Raw genomic sequence first — 24,560 nt, 5'->3', positions numbered from 1 at the left:
ATGACACCTGAAGTTGCATCGCTCTCCATCGATTTCGCCACCCGCGCACCGCGCGCCGCCCGGCTCGACGCGCTGGCCCGTCAGCTGGACTTTGGCCCCATCGGCGGCCGTGTGCGCTGGCGGGGATGGGGCCTCCACGGCAGGCGCCGCCCTCCGTTGGTGCTGCTGCATGGCGGCCATGGCAACTGGATGCACTGGGTGCGCAACATCGAGGCGCTGGCCGAGGAGCGGGCCGTGTGGGTGCCCGACATGCCGGGCTATGGCGATTCCGATGCCGTCGACGAAGGTGGGCTCGACACCCTGCTCGCGCGGCTGATGGCCGGCATCGCGCAACTGCCCGGCGTCCCGGAGAGGGGCGTCGACCTCGCGGGCTTTTCCTTCGGTGGGCTGGTGGCGGCCCATCTGGCGGCGCGGGCGACCGAGGCCCCCGAATCGAACGAGATGGCCTTGCAGGTGCACCACCTGCTGTTGCTCGGCCCCGCCGGCCATGGCGGCGCGCGGCGTCCGCGCGGCGCTCTTCAGGACTGGCATGCGGCCGCGCAGGCGCAAGACACCGCAGCCCTCGCGGCCATCATGCGTCACAACCTGCTCATGCACATGCTGCACGACGACGCAGCCATCGACGACGAAGCGCTGGCGCTGCACACGCGGGCCTGCCAGGCCACGCGCTTTCGCAGCAAGCGGCTGTCGCGGGCCGGCGGCCTGCAGGCGCTCGTCGCTGCGCATGCCGGCCCGGCGGCGGCCGTCTGGGGGATGCACGATGTGACGGTCGATCCGGCCGAAGCCGCCGCGCTCGTCGGCTGCCCGGCGCAGATCATTCCCGGGGCCGGGCACTGGGTTCAGTACGAGGCGGCGACGCAGGTCAACGCCTGGCTGCGCGAGGCGCTCGGCGGCTGACGCTGCGCTCCCACGCGTTCCACCTCTTATTCGCTGATCGCCATGCATGCCGTCGACGTCTTCGCCCGCCATGCCACCCAGTTTCGCGACCTGCGGTTGAACGACGAGGTGCTGCACCACACCAAGCGCGCCGTCATCGACTGACACGCGGCTGTTTCCCGGCCTGGATTCCCCACCCATGCCCCAACTGCGCCGTGCACTGGCCGAGGACCTGGGCCGTGGCGACGCCTGGCTCCCCGATGGCCGCATCCGGGCGCTGATGGCCCGCATCGAGGCCCAGGTCGACGCGGAACTGGACGCCGCCTTCTCCGGCCGCCGCGCGGCTCGTGTGGAGATCGAGACGGAGGACGGCCAGCACTACGTGTGGCTGCAGCCCGACCGCAACGGCGACCCCGAGCTGCCGCTGTCCGATGCCGAGCTGGAGGACAAGCTCATGGAGCTGGCGGCGCCGGTGATCGGCTTGGACCGTGCGAAGACCTTGCTGGCAGGTATCTGGCGGCTCGACGATGCGCCGAGCGTGAGGGTGCTGGACTAGGGCCGCCTGGGGCAAATGCCTGCAGGCTGATGTCATCGGCTGTGGGCTCTGTCACCGAAGTTGGCTCCGCCGCGGAGCTGGCATGATTTCTCGCCGTGCAGCCTGCCGCAGGCCGTGCAGGCCCGGCCCGGCGGCTGCGTCCGGATCTGCGCATGCCCGCCTGGCCTCTTTTCTGGCATGCCGCTTGCACGCGCTTCCTTTCCCCTGGAATTTTCGAATGAGCAACCCCCGTCAACCCGCCCATCCCATCGACCCGCTGTTCATCAACCGGTGGTCGCCACGCGCCTTCACTGAAGAGGCCATCGCCGAGCCGGCGCTGCTGAGCCTGCTCGAAGCGGCGCGCTGGGCCCCCTCGGCCTACAACGCGCAGCCGTGGCGCTTCATCTATGCGCGTCGTGACACCGCCGCCTGGCAACCCATCTTCGACAGCCTGATCGAGTTCAACCAGATGTGGACGAAGCGCGCCGCCGCGCTGGTGGTGATCGCGTCCGCCCGCGAGGCCGTGTTCCCCGGCAAGACCGAGCCGGCGCCCAATGCCTCCCACGCCTTCGACGCGGGCGCGGCGTGGGCCAGCCTGGCCTTCCAGGCGCAGCTGTCGGGCTGGTCGGCCCATGCCATGGCCGGCTTCGACGCAGGCAAGCTGCGCACCGCCATCGGTCTGCCCGAGGTTTACGCCCTCGACACCGTGGTGGCCGTGGGGCGCAGGGGCGATCCCGCCGTGCTGCCCGAAGGCATCCGCGCCCGTGAACTGCCCAGCGACCGCCGGCCGCTGGCAGAGATGGCCTTCGAGGGCAGGTTCGGCGCGCAGGGCTGAATCTCAGGCCTGCCGCGCAGGCAGGCCGGGGTGCCATCCCGCTGCGCGATGGCGCGGGGCCAGCAACACGGCCGCGTCGACGAGGCGTCGCCCACCTTCCGTGCTTTTTCACGTTTAATGGCCCGCTTCGGGTAATCCCGCTCAACGTCTCAGGTTCCATGCGCCATCCCTTCTCCCTTCCCCTGACCGCCGCGGTGCTCGCTGCCGGCTGGCTCACCGCCTGCGGTGGCGGCTCCGGTTCCACCTTCTCGCTCGCCGCGCCGGCGCCGCAGCCGCCCTCGGCGGGCACACCGGCCCCGGCACCGGCGACCGGCGCGCCCGTGCCCCCCACCCGCACGGTCGCCTTCGATCCGGCCCGGTGCACCCTGCAGGCGGGCGCACCCTATGGCCAGACCGTGGGCATCACGGGCACCAACCTGATGGTCACCTCGGCCGACGTGCAGGCGTCGCTGGCCGGCTGCCGTATCCTTGCCGCGGGCGGCTCCGCCATCGATGCGGCCATCGCGGTGCAGGGCATGCTCAACGTGACCGAGCCCTTCGCCTCGGGCCTGGGCGGCGGCACGGTCATCACCTACTACGACGCGGCCACGAAGAAGGTGCGTGCCTTCGACGGCTTCTCGGCGGCACCGGCCACCACCGGCGGCGTCGCGGACATCTACCGCGCGGTGGCGCAGGACGTGAGCACCACGGGCGGCTTCAACGTCTGCAAGAGCGGCCTCACGGCAGGCGCCAGCATCTCCTCGCAGCAGGGCAACACCAACATCTCGGCCCGCGCGGCCGGGGTGCCCGGCACGCTGGCCGTGCTGGACCTGGTGCACAAGTCCTATGGCCGTCTGGCGTGGAACAAGCTGTGGGACGAGAGCATCGCCACCGCCACCAACGGCTTCCCGATGACGAAGTACATGTACCAGACGCTGTATTCCGACTCGGGCGAGTACGACGACGACGGCAACCCGGTGTCGGCCGGCAGCGGCGTGCCGGCCTGGGTCAACTCGGCCGGCCCGGCGCGCGGCGCGGCCCGCTGCAAATACCCCGACATCAACGCGCGCTACTGCCTGCCGTCGGACGCCACGCAGCAGAAGCCTCTGCCGGTGGGCACACTCATCAAGAATGCCGAACTGGCCGCCACCCTGACCAAGGTGCGCGACGGCGGGGCGGCCGCCTTCTACGATCCGGCAGGCTCCATCGCACCGGCGATCGTCGCCAAGCTCACCACGGGCCAGTTGCCCTGTGCATCGATCCTCCCGGCGGCGGGCACCGCCATCGCCCCATCCACCGCCAGCACCATCGCCCGGATCCCCAGCCTGATGACGGCCGCCGACTTCGCCAGCTACAAGGCGGTGGAGCGCAAGCCGCTGGTGGGCACGCGTTTCGGCATGACCATCTTCACGCAGCCGGCGCCTTCCTTCGGCGGTGTGGTCACGCTGTACAACCTCGGCCTGATGGAGCGCAAGGCCATCGGCAGCGTCGGCTTCAACAGCACGGCCTGGCTGCATCTGCTGACGGAGGGCAGTCGCCTGGCCAATGCCGACCGACGCAACATCGTGGGCGACCCGGCGTACTCCAACGTGAATGCCCGCGTGGGGTTGCTGCTGTCGCCGGCCTACCTGGACGGCCGCGCCGCGCTGATCACCGGCACGGCGCTGGCGACGGTGCCGGTGGGCGGCACCGCCGACGGCATCCCGGCCTTCGGCGCGACCGATCCCACGACTTACGACACCCTGGCCCGCGCCCCCGGTGCACCGGTGGTGCTGGCGCGCGCCACGACACCCAGCCGGGCCACGTCCGGCCAGCCCGATGCGCGCAGCGAAGACTGGAACACCACCAGCAACGTCGCCGTGATCGATGGTTTTGGCAATGCGCTGTCGATGACCACCACCATCAACACGCACTGGGGCGCCCACATCGAGGCGGCGGGCATGATGATCAACAACGTCATGTCCAACTTCTCGGCCAGCACGCCGGGCCTGGACGTCAACGGCTACGCCGCCTTCAAGCGCCCGCGCAGCTCGATCGCGCCGGCCATCGCCTTCGATGCGGATGGCCGCCTGCGGCTGGTGTGGGGCTCGGCCGGCGGCGGCCCGATCCCCGACTACATCGTCAAGACCTTCCTGGGCCATGTGGTCTACGGCATGGACCTGCAGGCCGCCATCAACGCGGACAACTTCACCGGACAGAACGGCATCGCCCAGCTCGAAGCCGGCAAGCCGATCGCGGACGAAGTGGCGCGCCTGATCAGCGGCTACGGCAACACCAGCAGCAACGCGCAGGTGACGGGGCTGACCAGCGGCCTGTCGGGCATCGCCGTGGGCTACGACGCCAACGGCTTTCCCATCTACCGCGGCGCGGCGGACAACCGGCGCAACGGCGGAGCGAGCGGGTACTGAGGACGGGCCGCGCCTGCAGCGGCCCGTGATGCCAGACGCGGGCCCCGCGCGGTGCCTGTGGTGTGAGCGTCCGCCCTAGCGCTGGCGCTGGCGCACCCGAGCCACGGCCGCGTCGGTGATCGCCGCCGCCTGGCCCAGGTGACTGGTGGCGTCGAACAACCCTGGCGTCTCGGCCAGCAGCGGCGCGAGCGTGGGGTCCGCCAGGGCCGCCTGCTGCAGCGAGCAGCCCTGCGCCTGAGCGGTGCGGGCGAGCTGCTTCATCTTCTCGTGCGCGCTGTGCTTGCCCAGCCGGCCGGCCAGGGCGAAGGTGATGGCTTCGGACAGCACCAGCCCCTGGCTGCGCGCCAGGTTGGCCGCCATGTTCCGTGGCATCACCACCAGCACGTCGAGCAGTCGCTGCAGCATCGCCAGCAGGTCGGCCATGCCGACGCACAGGTCGCGCAGCACCTCGCCGTGCTGGGCTGAATCGCGCTCGTACACGATGCCGATCCAGGCCAGCAGCGGCTGCAGACGCGCGCTTACTTCGCGCGCGCGCGACACCACTTCGATGCTCAGCGACGGGTTGCTCTTGTGCGGCATGGTCGAGGAGCCGACCGCACCGGTGGCCTCGCGAAGCTCGTCCAGGTCGTCGCCGCACAGCAGGAAGATCTCCTGCCCGATGTGGCCCGCCGTGCCGGCCGCCAGGGCGACGGCGCAGCCGAACTCGGCGAAGCGATCGCGGCTGCCCTTCCAGTCCACGGCCTCGGGCGCGTCCAGGCCCAGCTCGGCCATCACTTCGCGCTCGATGGCGGGGCCGACATCGCCGAAGGAGGCATAGGTGCCGACGGCCCCGCTCAGGATGCCGGTGCGGTAGCGGGCCAGCCAGCCCTGCAGCCGCTCGATGCTGCGGCCGTGTTCGGCCAGCCAGGTCGCCACCTTCATGCCGAAGGTGAAGGGAAGCGCATGGCGCCCCAGCGTGCGGGCCACCATGGGCGTGGCGCGGTGTTCGGCGGCGATGTCGGCTAGGCGCTGTTCGATGCCGCACATCTGCGACACCAGCCGCGCACCGGCGGCCTGCAACTGCTGCACCAGCACCGTGTTGAACAGGTCGGCCGTGGTGGCGCCGTAATGCAGCCACTCGCGGCTCTCGGGCGCCAGCTGCGTGCGCCAGGTGTCGAGGATCGCCACCAGCGGATGGCCCACCTCCGCGCGATGCCGGGCCCATTCGTCCTCGGGAAAGAATCGCAGATCGGCCTTGGCGGCCATGTCGTCGGCCGCGGCCTGCGGAATCAGCCCGCGCCGCGCCTGCACGCGGGCCAGCGCGGCCTCGAAGGCCAGGATGCCGGCCACGCTGGCGCGTGCCGAGAAGATCTCGCGCACCGCGGCGCCTTCGGGCGTCGCACTGGGGTCGTCGGACAGGCAGAGCAAGGCGGTCGTCCTCGGCGTCGTTCTCAGCGGTCGAGCTTCACCGTGGCGGCGAGCTTGCGGTAGCGGGCGTCTTCCCGGGTCATCAACTCGCCGAACTGCGCCGGCGTGCCGGGCTGCACGCGAAAGCCCAGCTTGCCAAGCCCGTCGCGCACTTCGGGCATGGCCAGGGTCTTGGCAAGGGCCGCATTCATGGTCGTGATCACGGCCGCCGGCGTCTTGGCCGGCGCCAGCAGTCCCAGCCACGCGTCGGTGGTGAAGCCCTTGATCTCGCGGCCTTCGTTGATGGTGGCGATGTCCTTGGCGCGTTCGTCGCGCTGCAGGCTCATCAGGCCCAGCGACTTCATCTTGCCGTCCTGGATGTAGCCGATGGCCGAGGGGAGCGTGACGACCGCGAGGTCGACCTGACCGCCCAGCAGGTCGGCATTGAGCGGCGCGGCGCCCTTGTAGGGCACGGTCAGCCAGCTCACCCGAGCCTGGCTGGCCAACATGGCCGTGGCCACGTGCTGCAGCGTGCCCAGGCCGGGCACGCCGACGTTGAGGGTGCCGGGCTTCTGGCGTGCAAGGGCCAGCAGCTCGTCGATGGAGTTGGCCGGCAGCTTCGGATTGGCCACCAGCACGAAGGGCGTCACGCCGATCTCGCCGATGGGCGCAAGGTCCTGATGCTTGTAGGGCGTGCCGGCCGTGACGATGGGCGCGAGCGCCACCTCGTTGAAGGTGCCGGCCAGCAGCGTGTAGCCGTCTGGCGCGGCACGGACCACCTTCTGCGCCGCGATGGCGCCCGAGGCGCCGGCCACGTTGTCCACCACCACGGTCTGGCCGAGCACCTGGCCGAGGTGCTGGGCCACCAGCCGCGTGGCGGTGTCGGTGGCGCCGCCGGCCGGAAAGGGCACGACCAGGCTGACCGGTTTGGCCGGATAGGTCTGGGCACCGGCCAGGCCGCCGGACAGGGCCAGGGCCGTGCCCAGGGCGGCGCGGGCGAGGAGGGTGCGGCGGGCGAGCCTGGGTTGGGCGCGGGGTTGGAAGGTCTGCATGCGGTTGTCTCCGGCGTAGGGATGTGCGGGCGGATTCTTGGCGCCGCCTGTCCAGGCAGCAACCCACGGCTGGGCCTAAGCTATAGGGCTCTCCTATATCGGAATCCGCTCCGCCCATGTCCGCCGCCGATGCCGCCGCCTCCCTCGCCCGCCGTCTGCTGCACTACGCCCGTCCGCGGCAACTGCAACTGGTCGTACGCATGGCCGAGCTGGGGGCGATGCAGAAGGCCGCTGCCGACCTGGGCATGAGCCAGCCTTCGGCCACCGAGGCGCTCAACCGGGTCGAGGCGCTGCTGGACCTCACCCTCTTCGACCGCCACGCGCGTGGCGTGCGCCTCACGCGCGAGGGCGCGCTGCTGCTGCCGGCGTTGCGGCGCGCTCTGGACGCGTTCGACCTGCTGGCCGGTGATGCGGCCCGCCTTGCGCAGGGGGCCGGCGGACTGGTGCGCATCGCCGGCATTGCGGCGGCCAGCACGGCCATCGCCGCGCCGGCACTTCCGGCCGTGTGCGCCGCCCAGCCGGCGCTGTGGCTCGACTACCGCGAGATCGAGGCCGCCGACATTGCCGCCGTGTGCCAGGACCGCGCGGCCGACCTGGTGCTGTGCCGGGCCTCGGTGCAGGTGCCGGCGGGCCACGACTTCACGCCCTTGCGCACGGACCGCATGGGCGTCTATTGCGCCAGCGACCATCCACTGGCGCGACGCCGCGGCGTGGACCTGCAACGCTGCGCCAAGGAGACCTGGTTGCTGCCGCCCGAGGGCTCGCCGCCGCACGCGGCCTTCGCGGCGCTGTGCGACACGCTCGGTGCCCCGCCGCCGGTGGCGCGGGTGAGCACGCGCACGCTGGCGCTCGGCGTCGCGCTGGTGTGCGAGCTGCGGCTGCTGTACCTGGGGCTGGGCAGCCACATGGACCGCTTCGTCGCCTCCGGCCGGCTGCACCGGCTGCCCATCGATGTACCGGGCGCGCCGGCGCCCATCGGTTGCCTGCATCCGCGACGACCCGCTTCGGAGGCGGCGGCCACGGTCCTGGCGCACCTGGTGCGCTGGGCCGCGGGTGGCGGCGAAGGTGCAGCCGGTCCGGCCGCTCAGTAGGGGCCGGTGTGCGGCGCGGGCGCCGCGGCCACGCCTTCGCCGCGGCCGAAGTCGGCCGCCAGCCTGCGGGTGGCCTGCACCAGCAGCGTGATGTCCAAGCCCACCGCCACGAAGGTGGCGCCCAGGTCCAGGTAGCGGCAGGCCAGTGTGGCGTCGCTGGTCAGCGTGCCGGCGGCCTTGCCGCTGGCGACGATGGTGCGGATCGCGTCGTCGATGGCCGCCAGCACCTCGGGATGGCCGGCCTTGCCGCGGTGGCCCATCGAGGCCGCCAGATCGGCCGGGCCGATGAAGACGCCGTCCACGCCATCGACGGCGCAGATGGCCTCCAGGTTCTGCAGCGCCGTGCGGGTCTCGGCCTGCACCAGCAGGCAGACCTCGTCGTTCGCCTCGTCCAGGTAGTCGCGCCGTCCGCCCCAGCGCGAGGCCCGGGCCACCGCGGCCCCGACGCCGCGGATGCCTTCGGGCGGATAGCGCGTGGCCGACACCAGCGCCGCGGCCTGCTCGGCCGTGTCCACCATGGGCACCAGCAGCGTCTGCGCGCCGATGTCCAGCAACTGCTTGATGAGCGCGGTGTCGCCGTTGACCGCCCGCACCACCGGATGGCTGCGGTAGGCCGCCACCGATTGCAGCTGCGGCAGGATGCTGAGCACGTTGTTGGGCGCATGCTCGCCGTCGATCAGCAGCCAGTCGAAGCCGGCCGTGGCGCAGGCCTCGGCCGCGTACGAATCGGCCATCGACAGCCACAGGCCGACCTGGGCCTGGCGCGCGGCCAGGGCGTTCTTGAAGGGATTGCTCATGGCGAAGTCTTTCTCTGGTCTCGTCATCGATGCCGACGATACCTGCCTCGAGCGCATCGGGCACACGCCAGTGCGCCGCACGTCCTGGCTGTAGAAGTAGGCGGCCAGGCCGAAGGGCGTGTCGTCAGGCCAGCAGGCTTGCGTAACGCTGGATGAAGAGGTCGACGGCCGCCACGAATTTCTCGATGGCCTCGTCCGTCACCGGCAGGGACAGCACGATGAAGCCGCGCGGCGAGATGTAGATGCCCTGCGCCAGCAGATGGAAGAAGAGCAGCTGGCGCAGCCTCGGGTCGGCCGCCGCCACGTCTTCCGAACGCACCACCGGCCCGCGCACGAAGTGGGCATTCATCGCCGACCCCACGCCGGTGAACTGCATGGCGACGCCACTCGCGGTGCAGAGCGCGTTGAGGCGCTGGCGCAGCGACTCGCCCCGGGCCGACAGTCCTGCCGCCGCCTCCGGCGGATAGAGGCGCGTCAGCCCCGCATGGCCGGCGGCCATGGTCACCACGTTGTTGTTGAACGTGCCCGAATGCAGCAACGGACCGCCGCGCGGATCGAACAGGGCCATGATGTCGGCCCGTCCGCCGAAGGCCCCGAAGGACATGCCGCCGCCGATGTACTTGCCGAGTGTGGTGATGTCCGCGCGGATGCCGGCCTGCATGAACAGGCCCTGCGGCGCGAGGCGCGACACCATGACCTCGTCGGCGATGAGCAGGGCGCCCGCTTCGGAGGTGGCTTCGCGCAACGCGGCCAGGAAGCCGGGCGCCGCGGGAATGCAGCCGCTGGCGCCGAGCATCGGCTCGACCAGCACGGCGGCGATCTCGGAAGCCTGGGCACGGATCTCCGAGCGTGCGCGCTCGACGTCGTTGTAGGGCAGCACCAGGAAGTCGAAGGGCACGGTCGTCGGCGCCGGCGTCGCGCCGAAGCCCAGAACCCCGCCGTGGTAGCCCCCGGTGAACACCACGATCCTGCGGCGGCCGGTGAAATGCAGGGCCGCCGTGATGGCCATGAGGTTGGCCTCGGTGCCCGAATTGGTGAAGCGCACCCGCTCGACCTGCGGGAAGCGCTCGCACAGCAGCCGCGCCAGCTGGCCTTCGTACAGGTTGTGGCCGGTGAGGTTGATGCCCTTGTCCATGGCCGCGAGCACGGCCTCGCGGATCTCGGGTGCCGAGTGGCCGTACACGCCGGCGGTGTACTCGGCAATGAAGTCGCTGTAGGTATGGCCGTCCAGGTCGGTCAGCTCCGCGCCGCGGCCGCTGGCCATGGTGAGCGGGAAGGGGGCGTAGAACAGCACCGAGCGGCTGTTGCCGCCGGGCATGTCGCGGGCCTGTTGCTCGAACTGGCGTGCACTGGCCGGGTTGCGGGCGACGAAGTCGGTCTTGAGCGCGTCGAGCGCCAGATCGAGGGTGGCGGAGGTTGTGGCGGGGGTCGTCATCGAAAGCTTGTCTCGTCGATGGAAGGCGGGCACGCGGTGCGCGCCGCCTGTCACTCGGGCCGGATGTCGGCCCGCTGGGCGGTGGCGCGCATCAACGTGAGCTCGCGCTCGACCAATGCGGCCGTCTCTGCGGAGGGCAGGAAGGTGGCCTCGACGCCTTGTTCGGCCAGGCCTTTCTTCACGGCGGGGTCGGCCATCACCGCGGAAAGGGCCTTTTCCAGCTTGGCATGCACGTCGGGCGGCAGTCCGCGCGGCGCCATCAAAGCGCCCCAGGCGTCGAGCTTGACGGACGGATAGCCCAGCTCGCTGAAGGTGGGCACGTCGGGCAGGAAGGGCGACCGCTTGGCGGTGGTGATCGCGAGGGGCCGGACCTTGCCGGCCCTGACCATCGGGATCGCCGCGGTGACGGTGTCGAAGGAGATGGGAATCTGCCCGCCGATCAGGTCGGTCATCGCGGGCGCGCTGCCCTTGTAGGGGACGTGCACCATCCGGATGCCCATGGCCTGCATCGCCATCTCGCCCACGAAGTGCGCGCTGGTGCCGGCACCGAAGGAGGCATACGCGTATTTGTCCGGGTCGGCCTTGGCGGCGGCGATGACGTCCTTGAGATTTTGAAGCGGCTGCGCCGGATGGGTCAGCATCACCAGCCCGACGCGGCTCACGAGGCCGATGGGCTCGAAGCTACGGATCGGGTCGTAGGGCAGGGCGTTGCGGATCGCCGGGTTGAGCGTGAAGGTCGAACTCGAGCTCATCAGCAGCGTGTAGCCGTCGGGCCGCGCCTTGGCCACGAAGGAGGCGCCGATGGCCGTGCTCGCCCCTGCGCGGTTGTCCACGACGATGGGTTGCCCGAGTCGCTCGCCCAGCTTCTGGCCGATCAGCCGCGCCTGTGCATCGCCACCGCCGCCGGGCGGGTAGGGCACGACCATGGTGATCGCGCGACTGGGGTAGGCCTCTTGTGCAAGCGCACCGGCAGGACGCAGCGCGATCAGTCCGAGCGCGGCGGCCCCGATGAGGCGGGCAAGAAGAGCGCTCGGTGAAGCCATGGCGGTGCGATCGTTCGTGAAGGGTGGCAAGGGGACCGGCGTTGATCGGTCATCCTAGGGTTGGCCCGGGCACCCCACAAGCGCATCCTTGTGAATGCTCCGTTGCGCTTGCCGCAAAGCAAGCCCGCTAGGATGGGCGGGCCGAACTCCCGAGGAAGCAACGTGCCGAGTACAACCGACGCCACCCCTGGCATGACCGAAGCCGGCCGCCTGCGCGCCCTGGCCGACTTGCAGATCATGGACACGCCGCCCGAGGCGGCGTTCGACGACCTGGCCTGGCTGGCGGCCTCGATCTGCGAAGCGCCCGTCGCGCTGGTCACCCTGGTGGACGCGCAGCGCCAGTGGTTCAAGGCCCGGTGCGGGCTGGAGATCGAGGGCACGCCGCGCAGCCAGGCCGTGTGCAGCCACGCCATCGAACGCTCCGATCTGCTGGAGATCCCCGACATGCGGGCAGACCCGCGGTTTGCGCACTACGGCCTGGTGGCGAATGCGCCCTACCTGCGCTTCTACGCCGGCATGCCGATGATCGGCCAGGCCGGCTGGCGCTACGGGACGCTGTGCGTGATGGACCACGCGCCGCGCCGGCTGGGCGACGTTCAGCGTGAAGCGCTGCGGCGCCTGGCGGTGCGTGCCGCCGACCTGCTGGAAAGCCGCCGCCAGCGCATCCTGGGCGAGAGCCGCGCCGCCGCCATCGCCGAACTGCTGGAGGCGCTGCCCGATGGCGTGGTGTCGTGCGACGGCAGCGGCACGCTGCAGGAATTCAACAAGACCGCCCGCGAATGGCACGGCGTCGACCCCCGGGCGCTGCCGCCTGCGCAATGGCCGACCTACTTCGGCCTGTGCGAACCCGACGGGCGCACCCTGCTGACGCCGGAGCGGGTGCCGCTGGCCCGCGCCTATGCCGGCGAGAAGGTGCGCGGCCAGGCCATCGTGATCCGGACGCCGGGCATGGAGCCGCGCACGGTGAGCTGCAATGCCAGCCCGCTGCGGGCACCCGACGGCCACAGCCTGGGTGCCGTCTGCACCATGCACGACATCACCGCCCAGGCGCGCGACTCGCGCCAGATGGAGGTGCTGGCGATGACCGATCCGCTCACGGGCCTGCCCAACCGCACGGCCTGGTTCGCCGAGCTCGACCGTGCACTCGCCCGCGCGCGCCGCGCGGGCCAAACGGCGGTGGTGGCCTTCATCGACCTGGATGGCTTCAAGGGCATCAACGATGCCTACGGTCACGGCGCGGGCGACCAGGTGCTGCGCGAATGCGCGCAGCGCCTCCAGGCGAGTTGCCGCAAGGGCGACTACGTGGCGCGTCTGGCCGGAGACGAATTCGTTCTCTTCCTCGACCGCGCCAGTCCTGCGGCGCCGGAGCTGGCGGTCGTGGCCGAACGCATCCACACGGCGATGCGCAGCCCGGTGCATGTCGGTGGCGAGTCACTGGCCGTGGGCTGCAGCATCGGCTTCGCCACGGCGCCGTCGGAGCAGGCCCAGGCCGACGACCTGCTGCACCAGGCCGACGCTGCCATGTACCGGGCCAAGCGGGACAAGTCGCTGCCCTTCGTCGTGGTCGACGCAGGGGTGATCTGAAGGCCTGAGCGTGCCTGCCCTAGACGTCAGGGCGCGTTCGAGCGTGCATGGCGGCGCTGGTGCCGCAGCCAACCGTCGACCGACCAGCGGCCGCCGCCGTGCACCAGCAGGTACAGCAGCAGCCCGGCCCACGAGAGGTGCGTGGGCCATGCGGACGGGTAGACGAAGAGCTGGATCACCAGCGTCATGCCCAGCAGTCCCAGTGCCGACAGGCGGGTGAACAGGCCCAGCACCAGCAGCAGGGGCAGCACGTGCTCGGCTGTGGCGGCCATCTGCGCAGCCAGCTCAGGCGGCAGCAGCGGCAGCCGGTATTCCGTGCGGAACAGCTCGTAGGCGCTGTCGTTGATGTGGAACCAGCCGTCGACCTTGGTGCGGCCGGACTGCCAGAAGATCGCCGCGATGGCCACGCGGTCGATCAGAGCGAGGGCGTCATGCCAGGCGGCGCGTCGGCCGAAAGCGGCAAGACGGTCTCCCAACGGGGCGTTCGACGGGGGAAGCGAGGTAGCGTTCATGGTTCGTGGGTGCAGATGGGATCGAGGCACAGCACCTGCCAGCCGAGCAGCTGGCCGATGAGCGTGGCGATGGCGCAGCCGGGGTCGGCCGCGACGGCCCGGGCGCTGGCGTCGAGCAGCGTCTGGCCATTGGCACAGGCATCCAGGAAGGCGCAGCCGGCGCGGTCCAGCGCATGCCACTCGACCGCCTCGCCGGGCCGTACGAGCAGGGCGCCATCGGGCTGCCAGGGCAGTTCGGCCAGATCCGCCGCCTCTGCGCCGGCCCGCGCGGCCTGCCAGATCGCGAAGGCCGGCGCATCGGCATGCCACGCCCAGCGGGCCGAGGGCAGGGGGCGCAGTCGCAGTTGCCCCAGAGCGTCGTGCGGCAGGGTGGAAAGGAGGCCAGCGTGCAACGGCTGCGCATCGGCCGCCTGGTGGGCGTCCAGCCACAGACGGTCGAGCCGGCACACGGCGCGCAACCAGGGCATCTCGGCGGTCGAAGGCAGCCCCGCCAGGAAGTCCGGCAGACCCTCGCCGTAGCGCAGCAGACTGGCGTCGGTCGGCAACTCATGCCGCAGGTACTCCGCGGCGGCGCTGCGCAGCCAGTCTTCGCCCACCAGCCGGGCCGTGGCCGGGTGATTAGCAACCAACGCATCGATGCAGGCGCGGCGCAAGCCGTTGCGATAGACGGCCAGGCCGGGCTGGTCGGCCAGCGGTCCTTCGGCGTGGGGTGCCAGCAGGGCGGCGTGCAACAGTTGCTCGAAGTCCTCGGCGGCGTCGCTGGCGCAGCCCGTCCTGGCACGAGGCGCTTCATCGTCGCCAGCCTTGCGTACCCGCGCAACGACGGCAGGCCGGGCGCTCACGCCAGGGCCTCCTGCCTGGACGCTTCATCCAGGCACTGCTGCGCCTGGGTGCGCTCGGCCATCAGGTCGGCGAAGGCGGGTACGTCGCCGTCGCGCTCCAGCAGCACGGGCCGTGGTCCGTGCCGGCGCAGAAAGCGCCCGAGCAGCGCCCACACCTCGGGCGCCACGGCGCGGTCGTGGGTGTCCACGAGCAGGGCGTCGCCATGCACCGGGTCGGGCGAATGGCCGGCAATGTGCAACTCCATCACCGCCTCGGCGGGAAAGCCGTCGAGGTAGGCCGCGGCGTCCTGTCCCAGGTTGCGGCAGGACACATGGACATTGTTGAGGTCGAGCAGCAGGCCACACCCGGTGCGCGCCACCAGTTCGGCGAGGAAGTCCGTCTCGGCCCAGGTGTGGCCGTCCAGGCGCAGATAGTGCGAGGGGTTCTCGATGGCCAGGCGCCGGCCCAGTGCCTGCTGTGCCTGGTCCACGCGATCGGCCATGCGTGCGAGCGAGGCATCGGTGCGCAACACGGGCAGCAGGTCGGGCAGGTAGCGGCCGCCAGCCCGCGACCAGGCCAGGTGCTCTGAGACCAAAACCGGCTGCAACCGGTCCACCAGGGCGCGGAAGCGCCGCAGGTGCGCAGCGTCGAGCGGCTCGGTGCCGCCCAGCGACATCGCCACGCCATGCAGCGACAGCGGATGCCGCGCGGCGATGCGCTCCAGCCAGGCCAGGCGCGGGCCGCCATCGACCATGTAGTTCTCGGGATGGACCTCGAACCACAGGCCTTCGGCATCGGCGGTGAGCGCCTCGTCGAAATGCTGCGGCTTGAGGCCCAGGCCCGCGCCGGGCTGCGATGGCGGTTGCGGCATGGCGATGCGGCCCGGCGATCAGGACTTCATCGGCGTCAGCGAGCCCATGCCCTTGGGCGTCTTCATGCTGGTGCAGGTGCCGGCCGGCACGTTCTTCCAGGCGTTGGCCTGGTAGTCGACCTTGGAGGTGCCGGCGCAGGTGGTGCCGGGGCCGGCGGCGCAGTCGTTCTTGCCGGCCAGGGCGACGCCGTAGCACTTCTCCATCTTGGCCATGTTGTCGGCGGGCTTGCTGTCCTGCGCATGGGCGATGCCACCGGCCAGGGCGGCGAGCAGGAAGGCGGTGGAGGCGAGGGGGCGGGTCGAGGTCATGGTGAAGGCTCCTGATGAAAGGGTTGAAGGTCGGAATCGGCACCGCCATCGCGGCGACCGTCTGCTAGTTCCGTCCCGGCGCGGCGGCCGTTACGCGGCGGCACAATCGCCGACGAAAAAATAAAAGCGCCGCGCCTGTAACCCGCAGGCCCGCCGAGGCGAATGGAAAGAGGCCTGTCCGAATGAGTACCGCCGAAGCCCATCTGCGCACGCTGTTCCTTCGGGGACTCGATGGCGATGCAGCCGCCTACCGCCAGTTCCTGTCCGAGCTGGCGGCGCACCTGCGCGCCTTTCTGCGTCGGCGCCTGTTCGGCTGGCCCGACGACGTCGAGGACCTGGTCCAGGAGTGCCTTCTCGCCATGCACAACCAGCGACACACCTACCTGCGCGACCATCCCGTGACGGCCTGGGCGCATGCCATCGCCCGCCACAAGCTGATCGACCACCTGCGCCAGAAGTCCTCGCGCGAGGCGCTGCATGAGCCGCTGGACGACGCGCTCGAACTGGTGGCCGACTCGGACACTGACGCCCAGGAGGCGCGCCGCGACCTGCTGGTGCTGCTGGAGACGCTGCCCGACCGCCATCGCCTGCCCATCGTGCACACCAAGCTCCAGGGCCTGTCGGTGGCCGAGACGGCGCAGCTGACCGGCATGTCCGAATCGGCCGTGAAGGTGGGCGTGCACCGCGGCCTCAAGGCTCTGGCCGCCCGACTCGGCATCGACAAGGAGGCTGCCGCATGAAGACCGACGATCTGGTGAACCTGCTGGCGCAGGACGCGGCGCCGGTGCCCGCTGGTACCGCGTCGCGCCGCCTGTGGCTGGCGCTGGCGTGCAGCCTGCCCCTGTCGCTGCTGCTCATGCAGGCGGGCTATGGGGTGCGCGGCGACCTCTGGCGCGTGATGGCGCTGCCCATGCTGTGGGTCAAGCTGGCCGTGTCGCTGTGCGTGGCCGTCGCCGGGCTGCTGATGGTGCGGCGTCTGGCCAGCCCCGGCGTGCGTCCGGGCCGGGCCGGCTGGCTGGCCGTGGTGGCCGTCGGGCTGCTGTGGGCGCTGGCCGTGTGGCGTTGGATCGACATGCCAGAGCCTGTGCGCATGCCGGCGCTCATGGGCCAGACCTGGCGCACCTGCGTGGTCAACATCGGCCTGATCGGGCTGCCCGTGTTCGTGGCAGCCTTCTGGATGCTGCGCGGTATGGCCGCCACGCGGCCGCGCCGCGCGGGGGCCGCGGCCGGCCTGCTGGCGGGCGGCGCGGGCGCCACGGTGTACGCTCTGCACTGCCCGGAGCTGACGGCGCCTTTTCTGGCCACCTGGTACGTGCTCGGCATGCTGCTGCCGGTGGCCGCCGGGGCCGTGCTGGGGCCGCGGCTGCTGCGCTGGTGAGCGTCAGACGAGCGTGACGCCAGCCCAGCGGCCGTCCTCGACCAGGGCGCGCACGCTGTCGCGCACCACGCCGCGCGCCGCCAGCACGGCGGGCGCCAGCTCCTCGTCGGACCGGCTGCACAGCAGGTTGACGCGGCGCGCAACCGGCGCGTCCAGCCGGGCGTGGCGGAAGCGTCGGTCGGCATCCGGATAGCGGCCCAGCGCGGCCCAGGGTTGCAGCGTGGCGCCCAGGCCGGCATCCACGGCGGCCATGACCATGGCCAGCGAATCGACCTCCAGCGCCACCCGCGGCGCGATGCCGGCGCGGTCGAAGGCGGCATCGATGGCGCTGCGCAGCCCGTGGGGGCCGGTGGGCAGGATCAGGGGCTCGTTGCGCAGCGCCTCGATGTCCACCTGCGGCGGCAGCGCGGGCTGGACCACCGAGCGGATCAGGAACAGCGCTTCCTCCATCAGCGGCAGCACCTGCCAGCCGCGACCCGCGCCACCGGCCGGCTCATGCAGTGCCAGCGCGTCGGGTCGGTGGCCGAAGAGGATGGCGATGTCCAGCTCGCGGGCACGCAGCATCGCGGCCAGGTGGCCCGACATGCCCTCGACCATGTGCAGCCGAACCTCGGGGTAGCGCTCGCGCATCGCCTGCATCAGCGGCAGGCCCAGCAGCGCCGATGTGGTCGGTGCGAGGCCGATGCTCACGCTGCCCGACAGACGCGCCTGCTGTGCCGAGCGCACGGCCTGCTCCGCATGTCGCAGGGTCAGCTTGGCCTCATGGAAGAAGGCGAGTCCCGCCTCGGTGGGCGTGACGCCCTGCGGCGTGCGCTGCAGCAGCCGCGTGGCCAGCTCGCCTTCGAGGCGCGAGACCTGCTGGCTGAGCGCCGACTGCACCACGTCCAGCTCCAGCGCGGCGCGACTCATCGAGCCGGCCTCGACGATGCGGACGAAGTAACGCAGCTGGCGCAGTTCCATGGGCTGCGATTGTCCTCACCGGCCGGTGCGCCGTCGCTGCGCCGTGACAAGGGGCTGCCCGCCCGCCCTCATTCCGCCGTCAGCTTGCGTGCGCGGGCGATGGTGCCCCACTGGTCGTATTCCTTGCGCATGAAGGCCGCGAACTCGGCCCGCGTGGTGGGCTGGGGCGTGAGGCCGTGCTTGGTGAGGGCCTCGCTCACGCCCGGGTCGTTCAGCACCTTGACGATCTCGCGGTTCCAGCCGTCGAGGATGGGCGCGGGCGTCTTGCCGGGCGCGACGAAGGCATACCAGTTGAGCGCCTCGAAGCCCGGGTAGCCCGACTCCGCCATGGTCGGGATGTTGGGCAGGTAGGCCGGCCGCTTCAGGCTGGTGGTGGCCAGCGGGATCAGCGTGCCGGCCTCCACATGCGGCATGGCCGTGGGCGGCGCGGCGAAGTACGAGGCGATGCGCTCGCCCAGCAGGTCCTGCAGGGCGGGGGCGCCGCCCTTGTAGGGCACGTGCACCATGTTCACGCCTGCGCGCTGGTTGAACAGCTCGCCCGCCAAATGCGAGGCCGAGCCCGCGCCGGTGGAGGCGAAGTCGATGCTCTTGCGCTTGGCCAGCGCCACGAACTCCTGCAGGTTGTGCACGCCCAGGCCCTTGTGCACCACCAGCACGTTGGGAAAGTACACGCCGCCCGAGACGGGCGCCAGGTCCTTGAACGGGTCGTAGCTCAGCTTCATGAGGTGCGGCGCGATGGTCAGCGGCCCGACCGAGCCGAAGAGCAGCACCGTGCCGTCGGTGCGCTGGCCGGCCACGTACTGGTGCGCGATGTTGCCGCCGGCGCCGGCCTTGTTGTCCACGATCACCGGCTGGCCGATGTTCTCGGACAGCTTCTTGGCGATCAGCCGCGCGGCGGCATCGGCCGCGCCGCCGGGGGCGAAGCCCACCACCAGCGTGACCGGCTTGCGGGGCGGAAAGTCCTGCGCCTGGGCGGTGGCGTGAAGGGCGGGCAGCAGCGCTGCGCCGCCCAGGGCGGTGCAGGCCAGGCGCGCCAGCAGGGCGCGGCGGTGGGAGGAAGTCGTCATGGTGTCTCCGAGCAAGGTCTGGAAAGGGGAAGGCGCAGGCCTCATTCGCCGCCGGCCGCGGCCGGGTTGGGCAGCCGCTTTTCGACGGCGTAGCGCAGCAGTGCGGCGCTGCGGAAGATGCCGTGGGCGAACTTGCCGTAGGGCAGGGTGGCGAACAGCGCCATGACCGCGCCCAGGTGCAGGCACAGCATCAGCGGCATGGCGGCACTGCCCCGGGCGGCCCAGAGGCCCAGGCCGCTGGCGCTGGTGAGGAACAGCAGCGCGATGAAGCCGCGGTCCATCGGCCGCTGGGCTGCATCGCCGTGGAGAGGATGGCGCCGCAGGTGCAGCCAGCCCAGTCCGGCGCTGCCGACCATCAGCATCACGCCGCCGACGGCGCCCAGCAGCTTGGGCAGGCTGGGCAGGTCGTAGGGCGCGGGCAGGCCCAGCGCATAGTGGTACAGCGTGGCCACGGCCGTGGCCGCGAAGCACAGCAGGAAGCCGTAGAAGGTGAGGTGGTGGAAGCGTCGCCGCGCCAGGGTGGGGCCATCGTCGGCCTCGTGGCAGCCTTCGCCATGGCCGCCGTCCAGATAGCGCAATTGCGCGATGTCCGCCGCGGCCTCCGCACCGGCCGGGCCGCTCACGGCCACTGCGCCGGTCACCGGCGTCACGGCCTGCCAGAAGCGGCGCACGCCCAGCGTCAGCGCCAGCACCGCGAACAGGAACACCGGCGCGAACAGGCCCACCATCAGGTTGTGCGGGAACAGGTCGTAGAAATGGCCGCCGGCCGGCACGGCCCGCCACAGCCCGCCCTTGAGCGCCACGGCCAGCGCCAGGAAGAGCCCCAGGCCGAACGCCAGCGCCACCGACAGCGTGAGGCCGTTGCGCTCGTACAGCCGGCCCAGGGCCGGCGGCCAGGCGTAGTCCTGGTAGGTGCGAGCCCGCACCCGCGCCATCGCCTGCGGCACGTTGACGGCAAAGGCATGCGGCGGTGCGTACTGGCAGGCATGCAGGCAGGCGCCGCAGTTGTGGCAGAGGTTGGCCAGGTAGTGCACGTCGGCCACCGGAAAGGCCAGCCGCCGCGTCATGGCCGGAAAGACGGCGCAGAAGCCTTCGCAGTAGCGGCAGGCATTGCAGATCTGCAGCTGGCGGGCCACCTCGTCCTCGGCGGCGGTGGAGGCCGGCACCGGCACCACCTCGCCCAGCGCCAGCTGCCGGGCCTCGTTGACCATGGCATCAAGCGCTTGCATGGGTGTCTCTTTCCTTGTCGTCGGCGATCACGTTCGCCAGGGTGCGTGGCGGCTGCTGCCGGGCGGCGCGGGCGGCGTTCTGGCCAGCGATGCGGCCGAAGGCGGTGCCGATGCTCATGCCCACGCCCGCGGTGTAGCCCTTGCCCAGCACGTTGCCGGCCATCATTTCGCCGGCCACGAAAAGGTTGTCGCTCGGCACGCCGCCGAAGCGCACGGCCGCGGTGTCGTCGGTGCGCAGGCCCAGGTAGGTGAAGGTCACGCCCGGCCGCACCGCATAGCCGTAGAACGGCGCCTGCACGATGGGCCGGGCCCAGTGCGTCTTGGCGGGTGTCAGGCCCTCGGTGCGGCAGTCGTCCAGCACGGTGTGGTCGAAGCGGCCCCCACGGCAGGCGGCGTTGTAGGCCTCCAGCGTGCGCATGAAGGCCTCGACCGGCAGGCCCAGCTGGGTGGCCAGCGCCGGCAGGCTGTCGGCCTTCACGCCCGGGAACACCGGCGGCATGAAGCGGCCGATGGCCTGGCTGTCGATGATCGAGTAGCCGATCTGCCCCGGCTGCATGGCCACCAGCCGGCCCCAGATGGCATAGCGCTTCGGCCAGAAGTCCTCGCCCTCGTCGTAGAAGCGTTCGCCCTCGCGGTTGACCACCACGCCCAGCGACACGCAGTCGATGCGGGTGCAGATGCCGCCGTCGTACAGCGGTGCACGGGCATCGATGGCCACCATGTGGGCCTGGGTCGGGTCGCCGATGCGGTCGGCGCCCTGCGCGTCCAGCAGGTGGCGCAGCAGCACGCCCTGGTTGTAGGCCGTGCCGCGGATCAGGAAGTTGTCGGAGGGGAATTCACCGCGCGCATTGCGGCCCCAGGCCTCGCGCAGCCAGTCGCGGTTCGATTCGAAGCCGCCCGCCGCGAGCACGCAGCTGCGGGCTGCGATGCGTTCGCCCGCTGCCGTATGGGCGGCCACGAAGCGGCCGTCCTCGATCTCCAGCTGCGCGACCGGTGCCTCGTAGCGCACCTGCACGCCCAGGGCCTCGGCGCTGCGGTAGTAGGCATTGACCAGCGCCTTGCCGCCGCCCATGAAGAAGGCGTTGGTGCGCGCCACATGCAGCGCGCCCGACAGCGGCGGCTGGAAGCGCACGCCGTGGCGGCGCATCCAGGGCCGACAGTGGCCCGAATGGCGGATGGCCAGCCGCGCCAGCGGCTCTTGCGTCTGGCCGCCGGTGACCTTGAGCAGGTCCTGCCAGAACTCCTCTTCCGGGTAGGCCTCGACCAGCACGTCCTGCGGCGCGTCGTGCATGCAGCGCAGGTTGCGGGTGTGGGCGGAGTTGCCGCCGCGCCAGGCACGGGGCGCGGCCTCCAGCAGCAGCACGCTGGCGCCGGCCTCGCGCGCCATCAGCGCGGCGCACAGCGCGGCATTGCCGCCGCCGATGACGAGCACGTCGGGTTGCATCGTGGGACTGTCTCTTCCTTGGTGGGGTCTCGCCGGCCGCGGAGACGGGCCGGACGAGGCGCACTTTAGGAAGCAGGACGCCCGCGGTGCAGGGGGGCGCAGTCATGGGGGTATCACGCGGCGAGATGACCGCCTGCCCCGCCCGGCGACGGCGTGCTCAGTGGTCGGCGCCCACCAGCGCCAGCACCCGCAGCGGGCTGCCCGAGCCGCCCTCGATCTTCAGCGGCGCGGCCAGCACGATGGCGCCCTGGGGCGGCAACTGGTCGAGGTTCTTCAGGCACTGCAGGCCGTACTTGTTGGCGCCATGCATCAGTGTGTGGCAGGGGTAGGCCATCGGCCAGGCATAGGACTGGCCGGCGTCGGTGTTGATGGTCTCGACGCCGAAGCCGCGCACGTTGCGCTCGCCGATCAGCCATTCGACGGCCTCCTGCGTGGGGCCGGGCGTGTGGGCGCCGTCCTCGCGCATGTTGACGAAGGCGGCGGGGTCGTCGATGCGCCGGGACCAGTCGGTGCGCAGCAGCACCCAGGCGCCGGCCGGGATGCGGCCGTGGGTCTCTTCCCAGGCGCGCAGGAAATCCACGGTGAGCAGCCAGTCGGGGTTGTCGGCCACCGGGGCGCTGGCATCGATCACGCAGGCCGGGCCGATGAACACGCTCGGGTCGATCGTGTCCACCGTGTTGGCCGGATGGTCCTTGCCGGTGATCCAGTGCGCGGGCGCGTCGAAGTGCGTGCCGGTGTGCTCGCCGCAGGAGAAGTTGTTCCAGTACCAGCCGGGGCCGGCCTCGTCGTACTGCGAGATGCGCTCCATCTTGAAGGCCCACACTTGGCCGAACTGCGGCGGCAACTGCAGGGCCGGGAAGCGGGGCGACAGGGTCTGCGTCAGGTCGACGACGCGCAGGGCGCCGGTGGCGATGTCCTGGGCGAACTGGGCGAGGGAGGCGGTCATGGTCGTGGGCTCCGTGGGGAAAAGTGCGAGCGGGGAAGGGATGAAGAGGGAAGGGGGCCGCGGATGCAGTCGTCACAGGGCCCCGAGGGCCCGGGCCACATGCACACCCGACGCGCCGCCGAGTCCCGGCCCGGGATGGGTGGAGGCGCCGATGTGCCAGAGATGGGCGACCGGGGTCTCGTGGTTGCGCAGCCCGCGCAGGGGGCGCCAGAGGAAGTACTGGTCGAGGGCACAGTCGCCGCCATACGGGTCGCCCCCCACCAGGTTCATGTTGAGGCGCGGCAGGTCCGCCGGCGAGAGCACGGCGCGGCCGAGGATGCTGCCGGGCAGGTTGGGCGCGTGGCGGGCGATCTGGGCGATCACGCGGTCCGCATAGGCCTCGCGCAGTGTCTCCGTCCATTGGCCGCCGGGCGGCACCTCCAGTTCGCCGGCCGCATCGCCGACGGGCTCGCGCGGGCATTCGGGCAGCTGGATCCACAGGATGTGCCGGCCTTCGGGCGCTCGGCTCGGGTCCAGCGCGGTGGGCTGTGCGACGCAGATGGTGGGCGCGGCAGGCAGCAGGCCGCGCTCGGCCTCGTTGACGGCGCGCGAGATGGCGTCCGGCCCGCCACTCAGGTGCAGGTAGCCGACCTTGTCGAGCGCGCGATCCGGCCACTGCGGCGGCTCGGAGAGCGCGAGGTGGATCTGCATGTTGCCCTTGCCGTAGCGCCACTGACGGGCCTGGCCGGCGATCTCGGGCGGGATGTGCTCGGGCGCCAGCAGGCGGCCGTAGAGCTGCGTGGGCGTGGCGCTGACCACCACCTCGCCGGCCCGCAGCTCGCGACCGCCGACCAGCCGCACGCCGACGGCGCGGCCGCGTTCGACCAGGATGCGTTCGACATCACAGCCGGTCTCCAGCGTGCCGTCGGCGTCGCGGATCAGCCGCTCGAAGGCGCGCACGGTGTTGGCATTGCCGCCCTGGACCAGCGGCATGCCCACCGCCTCCAGCGTGAACGCGACGACCTGCGCCATCAGCGCGGAGAGTGGAGAGTCCGGCCCCAGGCCGCAATGCAGTACCCAGGGCGCAAGCAGCGCGCCGACCAGGTCCGACCCGAAGCGCTGCTGCAGCCAGGGCCGGGCGGGCGTCAGGGCTTCGCCGAAGAAGCCGGCCAAGGCATGTGGGCCGTCCTTCCAGGCGGCGCCGGCAAGGGTGCGGGCGGTGTCGAATTTCCACAGCTCGTTGCCCAGCAAGGAGAAGACCAGTGGGGCGCGCTCGGCCATGCCCTCCAGCGTCTGCACGAAGGCCGCGCCGTCGCCGGCATGCAGCGCTTCCATGCGCTGGCGGTTGAGCTGGCGCGAGGTGGACAGGACCAGGTGGCGGCCATCGGGCATCAGCACACCGGTGGGGCTGTCGGTGTTGCAGTAGGCGAGGCCCGCCTCGTGCAGCGCCTTGCCGAGGGCTGCGTAGGCAGGGCCGACGAGGAAGAGCGGATGCGCGGTGGAGAGCGTGTCGTGCTGGAAGCCGGGCAGCGTCAGCTCGTCGGTGCGGATGCAGCCGCCGAGCGTGGCCTCGCGCTCCAGTACGCGCACCTTGCGGCCCTTGCGGGCGAGCAGGGCGGCACACACGAGGCCGTTGATGCCGCTGCCGATGAGCAGCACGTCGTCTGGGGCTGAGGTTGCGGGGCTTGCCATGGGGGCATCTTTGCCTTGGCTGTCGTTCGGGGCTATCCGGTTCGGGCGGGTGGCTATCCGAATCGCGACGGAAGTTTGTGGCTCGGTTGTCGGGTCTCTCGCAGTTGCCATGAACGAGGTGTTCAGAGGGCGGCGGGTTCCGTGTGCTCGGTGGGGGGGCCGGGGTGCGCGCCGGTGCCGGGCATGGGGTGCGCGCCGGCGCCGGGCCCAGGGCGCGCGGGTTCATACGGGGTCGGTCGGCCCTGCGGGCCGACTCCGCTGCGGTGCTCGGATGGACGGGCACGCGGCATAACTCGCTACGCGCTCCGCGCTGCGCTCAGACAAACGCCG

General features: G+C 71.4%; 23 protein-coding genes. 8 read left to right on the top strand and 15 right to left on the bottom strand.

Annotated features, from left to right (window positions below; genetic code table 11):
• The 4 genes from QZ772_RS06180 to QZ772_RS06165 all read left to right on the top strand — a co-directional run bounded on the left by QZ772_RS06180 (position 1) and on the right by QZ772_RS06165 (position 4,633).
• Entirely contained in the window at positions 1 to 897 is an 897-nt protein-coding gene (locus QZ772_RS06180) for an alpha/beta fold hydrolase (RefSeq protein ID WP_295524044.1), read from the top strand.
• Positions 898 to 1,075: 178 nt separating this feature from the next.
• Positions 1,076 to 1,432, top strand: a complete 357-nt coding sequence (locus QZ772_RS06175; RefSeq protein WP_295524043.1) for a hypothetical protein — start codon at positions 1,076 to 1,078, stop codon at positions 1,430 to 1,432.
• Between the two features lie 217 nt (positions 1,433 to 1,649).
• Complete coding sequence (locus QZ772_RS06170; RefSeq protein ID WP_295524042.1) at positions 1,650 to 2,246, top strand: nitroreductase family protein; 597 nt, start codon at positions 1,650 to 1,652, stop codon at positions 2,244 to 2,246.
• Between the two features lie 158 nt (positions 2,247 to 2,404).
• Positions 2,405 to 4,633, top strand: coding sequence for a gamma-glutamyltransferase (locus QZ772_RS06165; RefSeq protein ID WP_295524041.1), 2,229 nt, complete (start codon positions 2,405 to 2,407; stop codon positions 4,631 to 4,633).
• Between the two features lie 75 nt (positions 4,634 to 4,708).
• Here the strand turns inward: QZ772_RS06165 and QZ772_RS06160 are convergent, their stop codons facing one another.
• Entirely contained in the window at positions 4,709 to 6,040 is a 1,332-nt protein-coding gene (locus tag QZ772_RS06160) for a lyase family protein (protein ID WP_295524040.1), read from the bottom strand.
• A gap of 23 nt (positions 6,041 to 6,063) precedes the next feature.
• Positions 6,064 to 7,071 carry a tripartite tricarboxylate transporter substrate binding protein gene (locus tag QZ772_RS06155; protein WP_295524039.1) on the bottom strand — a complete coding sequence of 336 codons (1,008 nt, stop codon included), beginning with the start codon at positions 7,069 to 7,071 and terminating at the stop codon, positions 6,064 to 6,066.
• A 116-nt stretch (positions 7,072 to 7,187) separates the two neighbouring features.
• On the opposite strand from QZ772_RS06155, the gene QZ772_RS06150 reads away from it, so the two are divergent.
• The gene (locus QZ772_RS06150; protein ID WP_295524038.1) at positions 7,188 to 8,162 is read left to right on the top strand and encodes a LysR family transcriptional regulator; all 975 of its coding nucleotides are present in this window, start codon (positions 7,188 to 7,190) and stop codon (positions 8,160 to 8,162) included.
• Here the strand turns inward: QZ772_RS06150 and hpaI are convergent.
• The 3 genes from hpaI to QZ772_RS06135 form a co-directional block, all read right to left on the bottom strand.
• Complete coding sequence (hpaI, locus tag QZ772_RS06145; RefSeq protein ID WP_295524037.1) at positions 8,156 to 8,959, bottom strand: 4-hydroxy-2-oxoheptanedioate aldolase; 804 nt, start codon at positions 8,957 to 8,959, stop codon at positions 8,156 to 8,158. The genes QZ772_RS06150 and hpaI overlap by 7 nt on opposite strands.
• A 124-nt stretch (positions 8,960 to 9,083) precedes the next feature.
• Positions 9,084 to 10,394, bottom strand: coding sequence for an aminotransferase class III-fold pyridoxal phosphate-dependent enzyme (locus QZ772_RS06140; protein ID WP_295524036.1), 1,311 nt, complete (start codon positions 10,392 to 10,394; stop codon positions 9,084 to 9,086).
• A 50-nt stretch (positions 10,395 to 10,444) separates the two neighbouring features.
• Entirely contained in the window at positions 10,445 to 11,437 is a 993-nt protein-coding gene (locus tag QZ772_RS06135) for a tripartite tricarboxylate transporter substrate binding protein (protein WP_295524035.1), read from the bottom strand.
• Positions 11,438 to 11,629: 192 nt separating this feature from the next.
• Between QZ772_RS06135 and QZ772_RS06130 the strand changes: the two genes are divergently transcribed.
• Entirely contained in the window at positions 11,630 to 13,021 is a 1,392-nt protein-coding gene (locus QZ772_RS06130; RefSeq protein ID WP_295524034.1) for a diguanylate cyclase, read from the top strand.
• A 26-nt stretch (positions 13,022 to 13,047) separates the two neighbouring features.
• Here the strand turns inward: QZ772_RS06130 and QZ772_RS06125 are convergent, their stop codons facing one another.
• The 4 genes from QZ772_RS06125 to QZ772_RS06110 are packed head-to-tail and all read right to left on the bottom strand — an operon-like array spanning position 13,048 to position 15,535.
• Positions 13,048 to 13,533, bottom strand: coding sequence for a DoxX family protein (locus tag QZ772_RS06125; protein WP_295524033.1), 486 nt, complete (start codon positions 13,531 to 13,533; stop codon positions 13,048 to 13,050).
• On the bottom strand, positions 13,530 to 14,375 hold the full coding sequence (locus QZ772_RS06120) for a DNA-binding domain-containing protein (RefSeq protein ID WP_295524032.1): 846 nt from the start codon (positions 14,373 to 14,375) through the stop codon (positions 13,530 to 13,532). The genes QZ772_RS06125 and QZ772_RS06120 overlap by 4 nt, the downstream gene beginning before the upstream one ends.
• Positions 14,372 to 15,226 carry a DUF692 domain-containing protein gene (locus tag QZ772_RS06115; protein WP_295524031.1) on the bottom strand — a complete coding sequence of 285 codons (855 nt, stop codon included), beginning with the start codon at positions 15,224 to 15,226 and terminating at the stop codon, positions 14,372 to 14,374. Before QZ772_RS06115 ends, QZ772_RS06120 begins: the two co-directional genes overlap by 4 nt.
• 18 nt (positions 15,227 to 15,244) lie before the next feature.
• Positions 15,245 to 15,535 carry a DUF2282 domain-containing protein gene (locus QZ772_RS06110; protein ID WP_114803784.1) on the bottom strand — a complete coding sequence of 97 codons (291 nt, stop codon included), beginning with the start codon at positions 15,533 to 15,535 and terminating at the stop codon, positions 15,245 to 15,247.
• 182 nt (positions 15,536 to 15,717) lie between these two features.
• Here QZ772_RS06110 and QZ772_RS06105 point away from each other — a divergent pair, with 182 nt between their 5' ends.
• A complete protein-coding gene (locus tag QZ772_RS06105; RefSeq protein WP_017761004.1) occupies positions 15,718 to 16,275 on the top strand; it encodes a sigma-70 family RNA polymerase sigma factor in 558 nt (185 codons plus the stop codon).
• A complete protein-coding gene (locus tag QZ772_RS06100; RefSeq protein WP_295524030.1) occupies positions 16,272 to 16,913 on the top strand; it encodes a DUF1109 domain-containing protein in 642 nt (213 codons plus the stop codon). Before QZ772_RS06105 ends, QZ772_RS06100 begins: the two co-directional genes overlap by 4 nt.
• A 3-nt stretch (positions 16,914 to 16,916) precedes the next feature.
• Here the strand turns inward: QZ772_RS06100 and QZ772_RS06095 are convergent, their stop codons facing one another.
• The 6 genes from QZ772_RS06095 to QZ772_RS06070 all read right to left on the bottom strand — a co-directional run bounded on the left by QZ772_RS06095 (position 16,917) and on the right by QZ772_RS06070 (position 24,230).
• A complete protein-coding gene (locus QZ772_RS06095; RefSeq protein ID WP_295524029.1) occupies positions 16,917 to 17,873 on the bottom strand; it encodes a LysR substrate-binding domain-containing protein in 957 nt (318 codons plus the stop codon).
• A 68-nt stretch (positions 17,874 to 17,941) separates the two neighbouring features.
• Entirely contained in the window at positions 17,942 to 18,940 is a 999-nt protein-coding gene (locus QZ772_RS06090; protein ID WP_295524028.1) for a tripartite tricarboxylate transporter substrate binding protein, read from the bottom strand.
• A 41-nt stretch (positions 18,941 to 18,981) separates the two neighbouring features.
• The gene (tcuB, locus tag QZ772_RS06085) at positions 18,982 to 20,169 is read right to left on the bottom strand and encodes a tricarballylate utilization 4Fe-4S protein TcuB (protein ID WP_295524027.1); all 1,188 of its coding nucleotides are present in this window, start codon (positions 20,167 to 20,169) and stop codon (positions 18,982 to 18,984) included.
• A complete protein-coding gene (gene tcuA / locus QZ772_RS06080; protein WP_295524026.1) occupies positions 20,156 to 21,613 on the bottom strand; it encodes an FAD-dependent tricarballylate dehydrogenase TcuA in 1,458 nt (485 codons plus the stop codon). Before tcuA ends, tcuB begins: the two co-directional genes overlap by 14 nt.
• Positions 21,614 to 21,770: 157 nt before the next feature.
• Entirely contained in the window at positions 21,771 to 22,559 is a 789-nt protein-coding gene (locus QZ772_RS06075; RefSeq protein ID WP_295524025.1) for a cyclase family protein, read from the bottom strand.
• Positions 22,560 to 22,631: 72 nt separating this feature from the next.
• Positions 22,632 to 24,230 (bottom strand): NAD(P)/FAD-dependent oxidoreductase, encoded by a 1,599-nt coding sequence (locus QZ772_RS06070; RefSeq protein WP_295524024.1) that lies wholly within the window; start codon positions 24,228 to 24,230, stop codon positions 22,632 to 22,634.
• Positions 24,231 to 24,560: the final 330 nt, after the last annotated feature.

The organism is uncultured Pseudacidovorax sp. (assembly GCF_913773995.1).
In the GTDB taxonomy this organism is placed as follows: domain Bacteria; phylum Pseudomonadota; class Gammaproteobacteria; order Burkholderiales; family Burkholderiaceae_C; genus Xenophilus.
The sequence above is the reverse complement of the archived record's forward strand: the minus strand, read 5'-3'. Positions and strand labels throughout refer to the sequence as shown.

Excerpts from the sequence above, each read along its gene's own strand:
- QZ772_RS06180 (WP_295524044.1), top strand. The coding sequence starts at position 1 with ATGACACCTGAAGTTGCATCGCTCTCCATCGATTTCGCCACCCGCGCA.
- QZ772_RS06175 (WP_295524043.1), top strand. The coding sequence starts at position 1,076 with ATGCCCCAACTGCGCCGTGCACTGGCCGAGGACCTGGGCCGTGGCGAC.
- QZ772_RS06170 (WP_295524042.1), top strand. The coding sequence starts at position 1,650 with ATGAGCAACCCCCGTCAACCCGCCCATCCCATCGACCCGCTGTTCATC.
- QZ772_RS06165 (WP_295524041.1), top strand. The coding sequence starts at position 2,405 with ATGCGCCATCCCTTCTCCCTTCCCCTGACCGCCGCGGTGCTCGCTGCC.
- QZ772_RS06155 (WP_295524039.1), bottom strand. The coding sequence starts at position 7,071 with ATGCAGACCTTCCAACCCCGCGCCCAACCCAGGCTCGCCCGCCGCACC.
- QZ772_RS06150 (WP_295524038.1), top strand. The coding sequence starts at position 7,188 with ATGTCCGCCGCCGATGCCGCCGCCTCCCTCGCCCGCCGTCTGCTGCAC.
- hpaI (WP_295524037.1), bottom strand. The coding sequence starts at position 8,959 with ATGAGCAATCCCTTCAAGAACGCCCTGGCCGCGCGCCAGGCCCAGGTC.
- QZ772_RS06140 (WP_295524036.1), bottom strand. The coding sequence starts at position 10,394 with ATGACGACCCCCGCCACAACCTCCGCCACCCTCGATCTGGCGCTCGAC.
- QZ772_RS06135 (WP_295524035.1), bottom strand. The coding sequence starts at position 11,437 with ATGGCTTCACCGAGCGCTCTTCTTGCCCGCCTCATCGGGGCCGCCGCG.
- QZ772_RS06130 (WP_295524034.1), top strand. The coding sequence starts at position 11,630 with ATGACCGAAGCCGGCCGCCTGCGCGCCCTGGCCGACTTGCAGATCATG.
- QZ772_RS06125 (WP_295524033.1), bottom strand. The coding sequence starts at position 13,533 with ATGAACGCTACCTCGCTTCCCCCGTCGAACGCCCCGTTGGGAGACCGT.
- QZ772_RS06115 (WP_295524031.1), bottom strand. The coding sequence starts at position 15,226 with ATGCCGCAACCGCCATCGCAGCCCGGCGCGGGCCTGGGCCTCAAGCCG.
- QZ772_RS06110 (WP_114803784.1), bottom strand. The coding sequence starts at position 15,535 with ATGACCTCGACCCGCCCCCTCGCCTCCACCGCCTTCCTGCTCGCCGCC.
- QZ772_RS06105 (WP_017761004.1), top strand. The coding sequence starts at position 15,718 with ATGAGTACCGCCGAAGCCCATCTGCGCACGCTGTTCCTTCGGGGACTC.
- QZ772_RS06100 (WP_295524030.1), top strand. The coding sequence starts at position 16,272 with ATGAAGACCGACGATCTGGTGAACCTGCTGGCGCAGGACGCGGCGCCG.
- QZ772_RS06095 (WP_295524029.1), bottom strand. The coding sequence starts at position 17,873 with ATGGAACTGCGCCAGCTGCGTTACTTCGTCCGCATCGTCGAGGCCGGC.
- QZ772_RS06090 (WP_295524028.1), bottom strand. The coding sequence starts at position 18,940 with ATGACGACTTCCTCCCACCGCCGCGCCCTGCTGGCGCGCCTGGCCTGC.
- tcuB (WP_295524027.1), bottom strand. The coding sequence starts at position 20,169 with ATGCAAGCGCTTGATGCCATGGTCAACGAGGCCCGGCAGCTGGCGCTG.
- tcuA (WP_295524026.1), bottom strand. The coding sequence starts at position 21,613 with ATGCAACCCGACGTGCTCGTCATCGGCGGCGGCAATGCCGCGCTGTGC.
- QZ772_RS06075 (WP_295524025.1), bottom strand. The coding sequence starts at position 22,559 with ATGACCGCCTCCCTCGCCCAGTTCGCCCAGGACATCGCCACCGGCGCC.
- QZ772_RS06070 (WP_295524024.1), bottom strand. The coding sequence starts at position 24,230 with ATGGCAAGCCCCGCAACCTCAGCCCCAGACGACGTGCTGCTCATCGGC.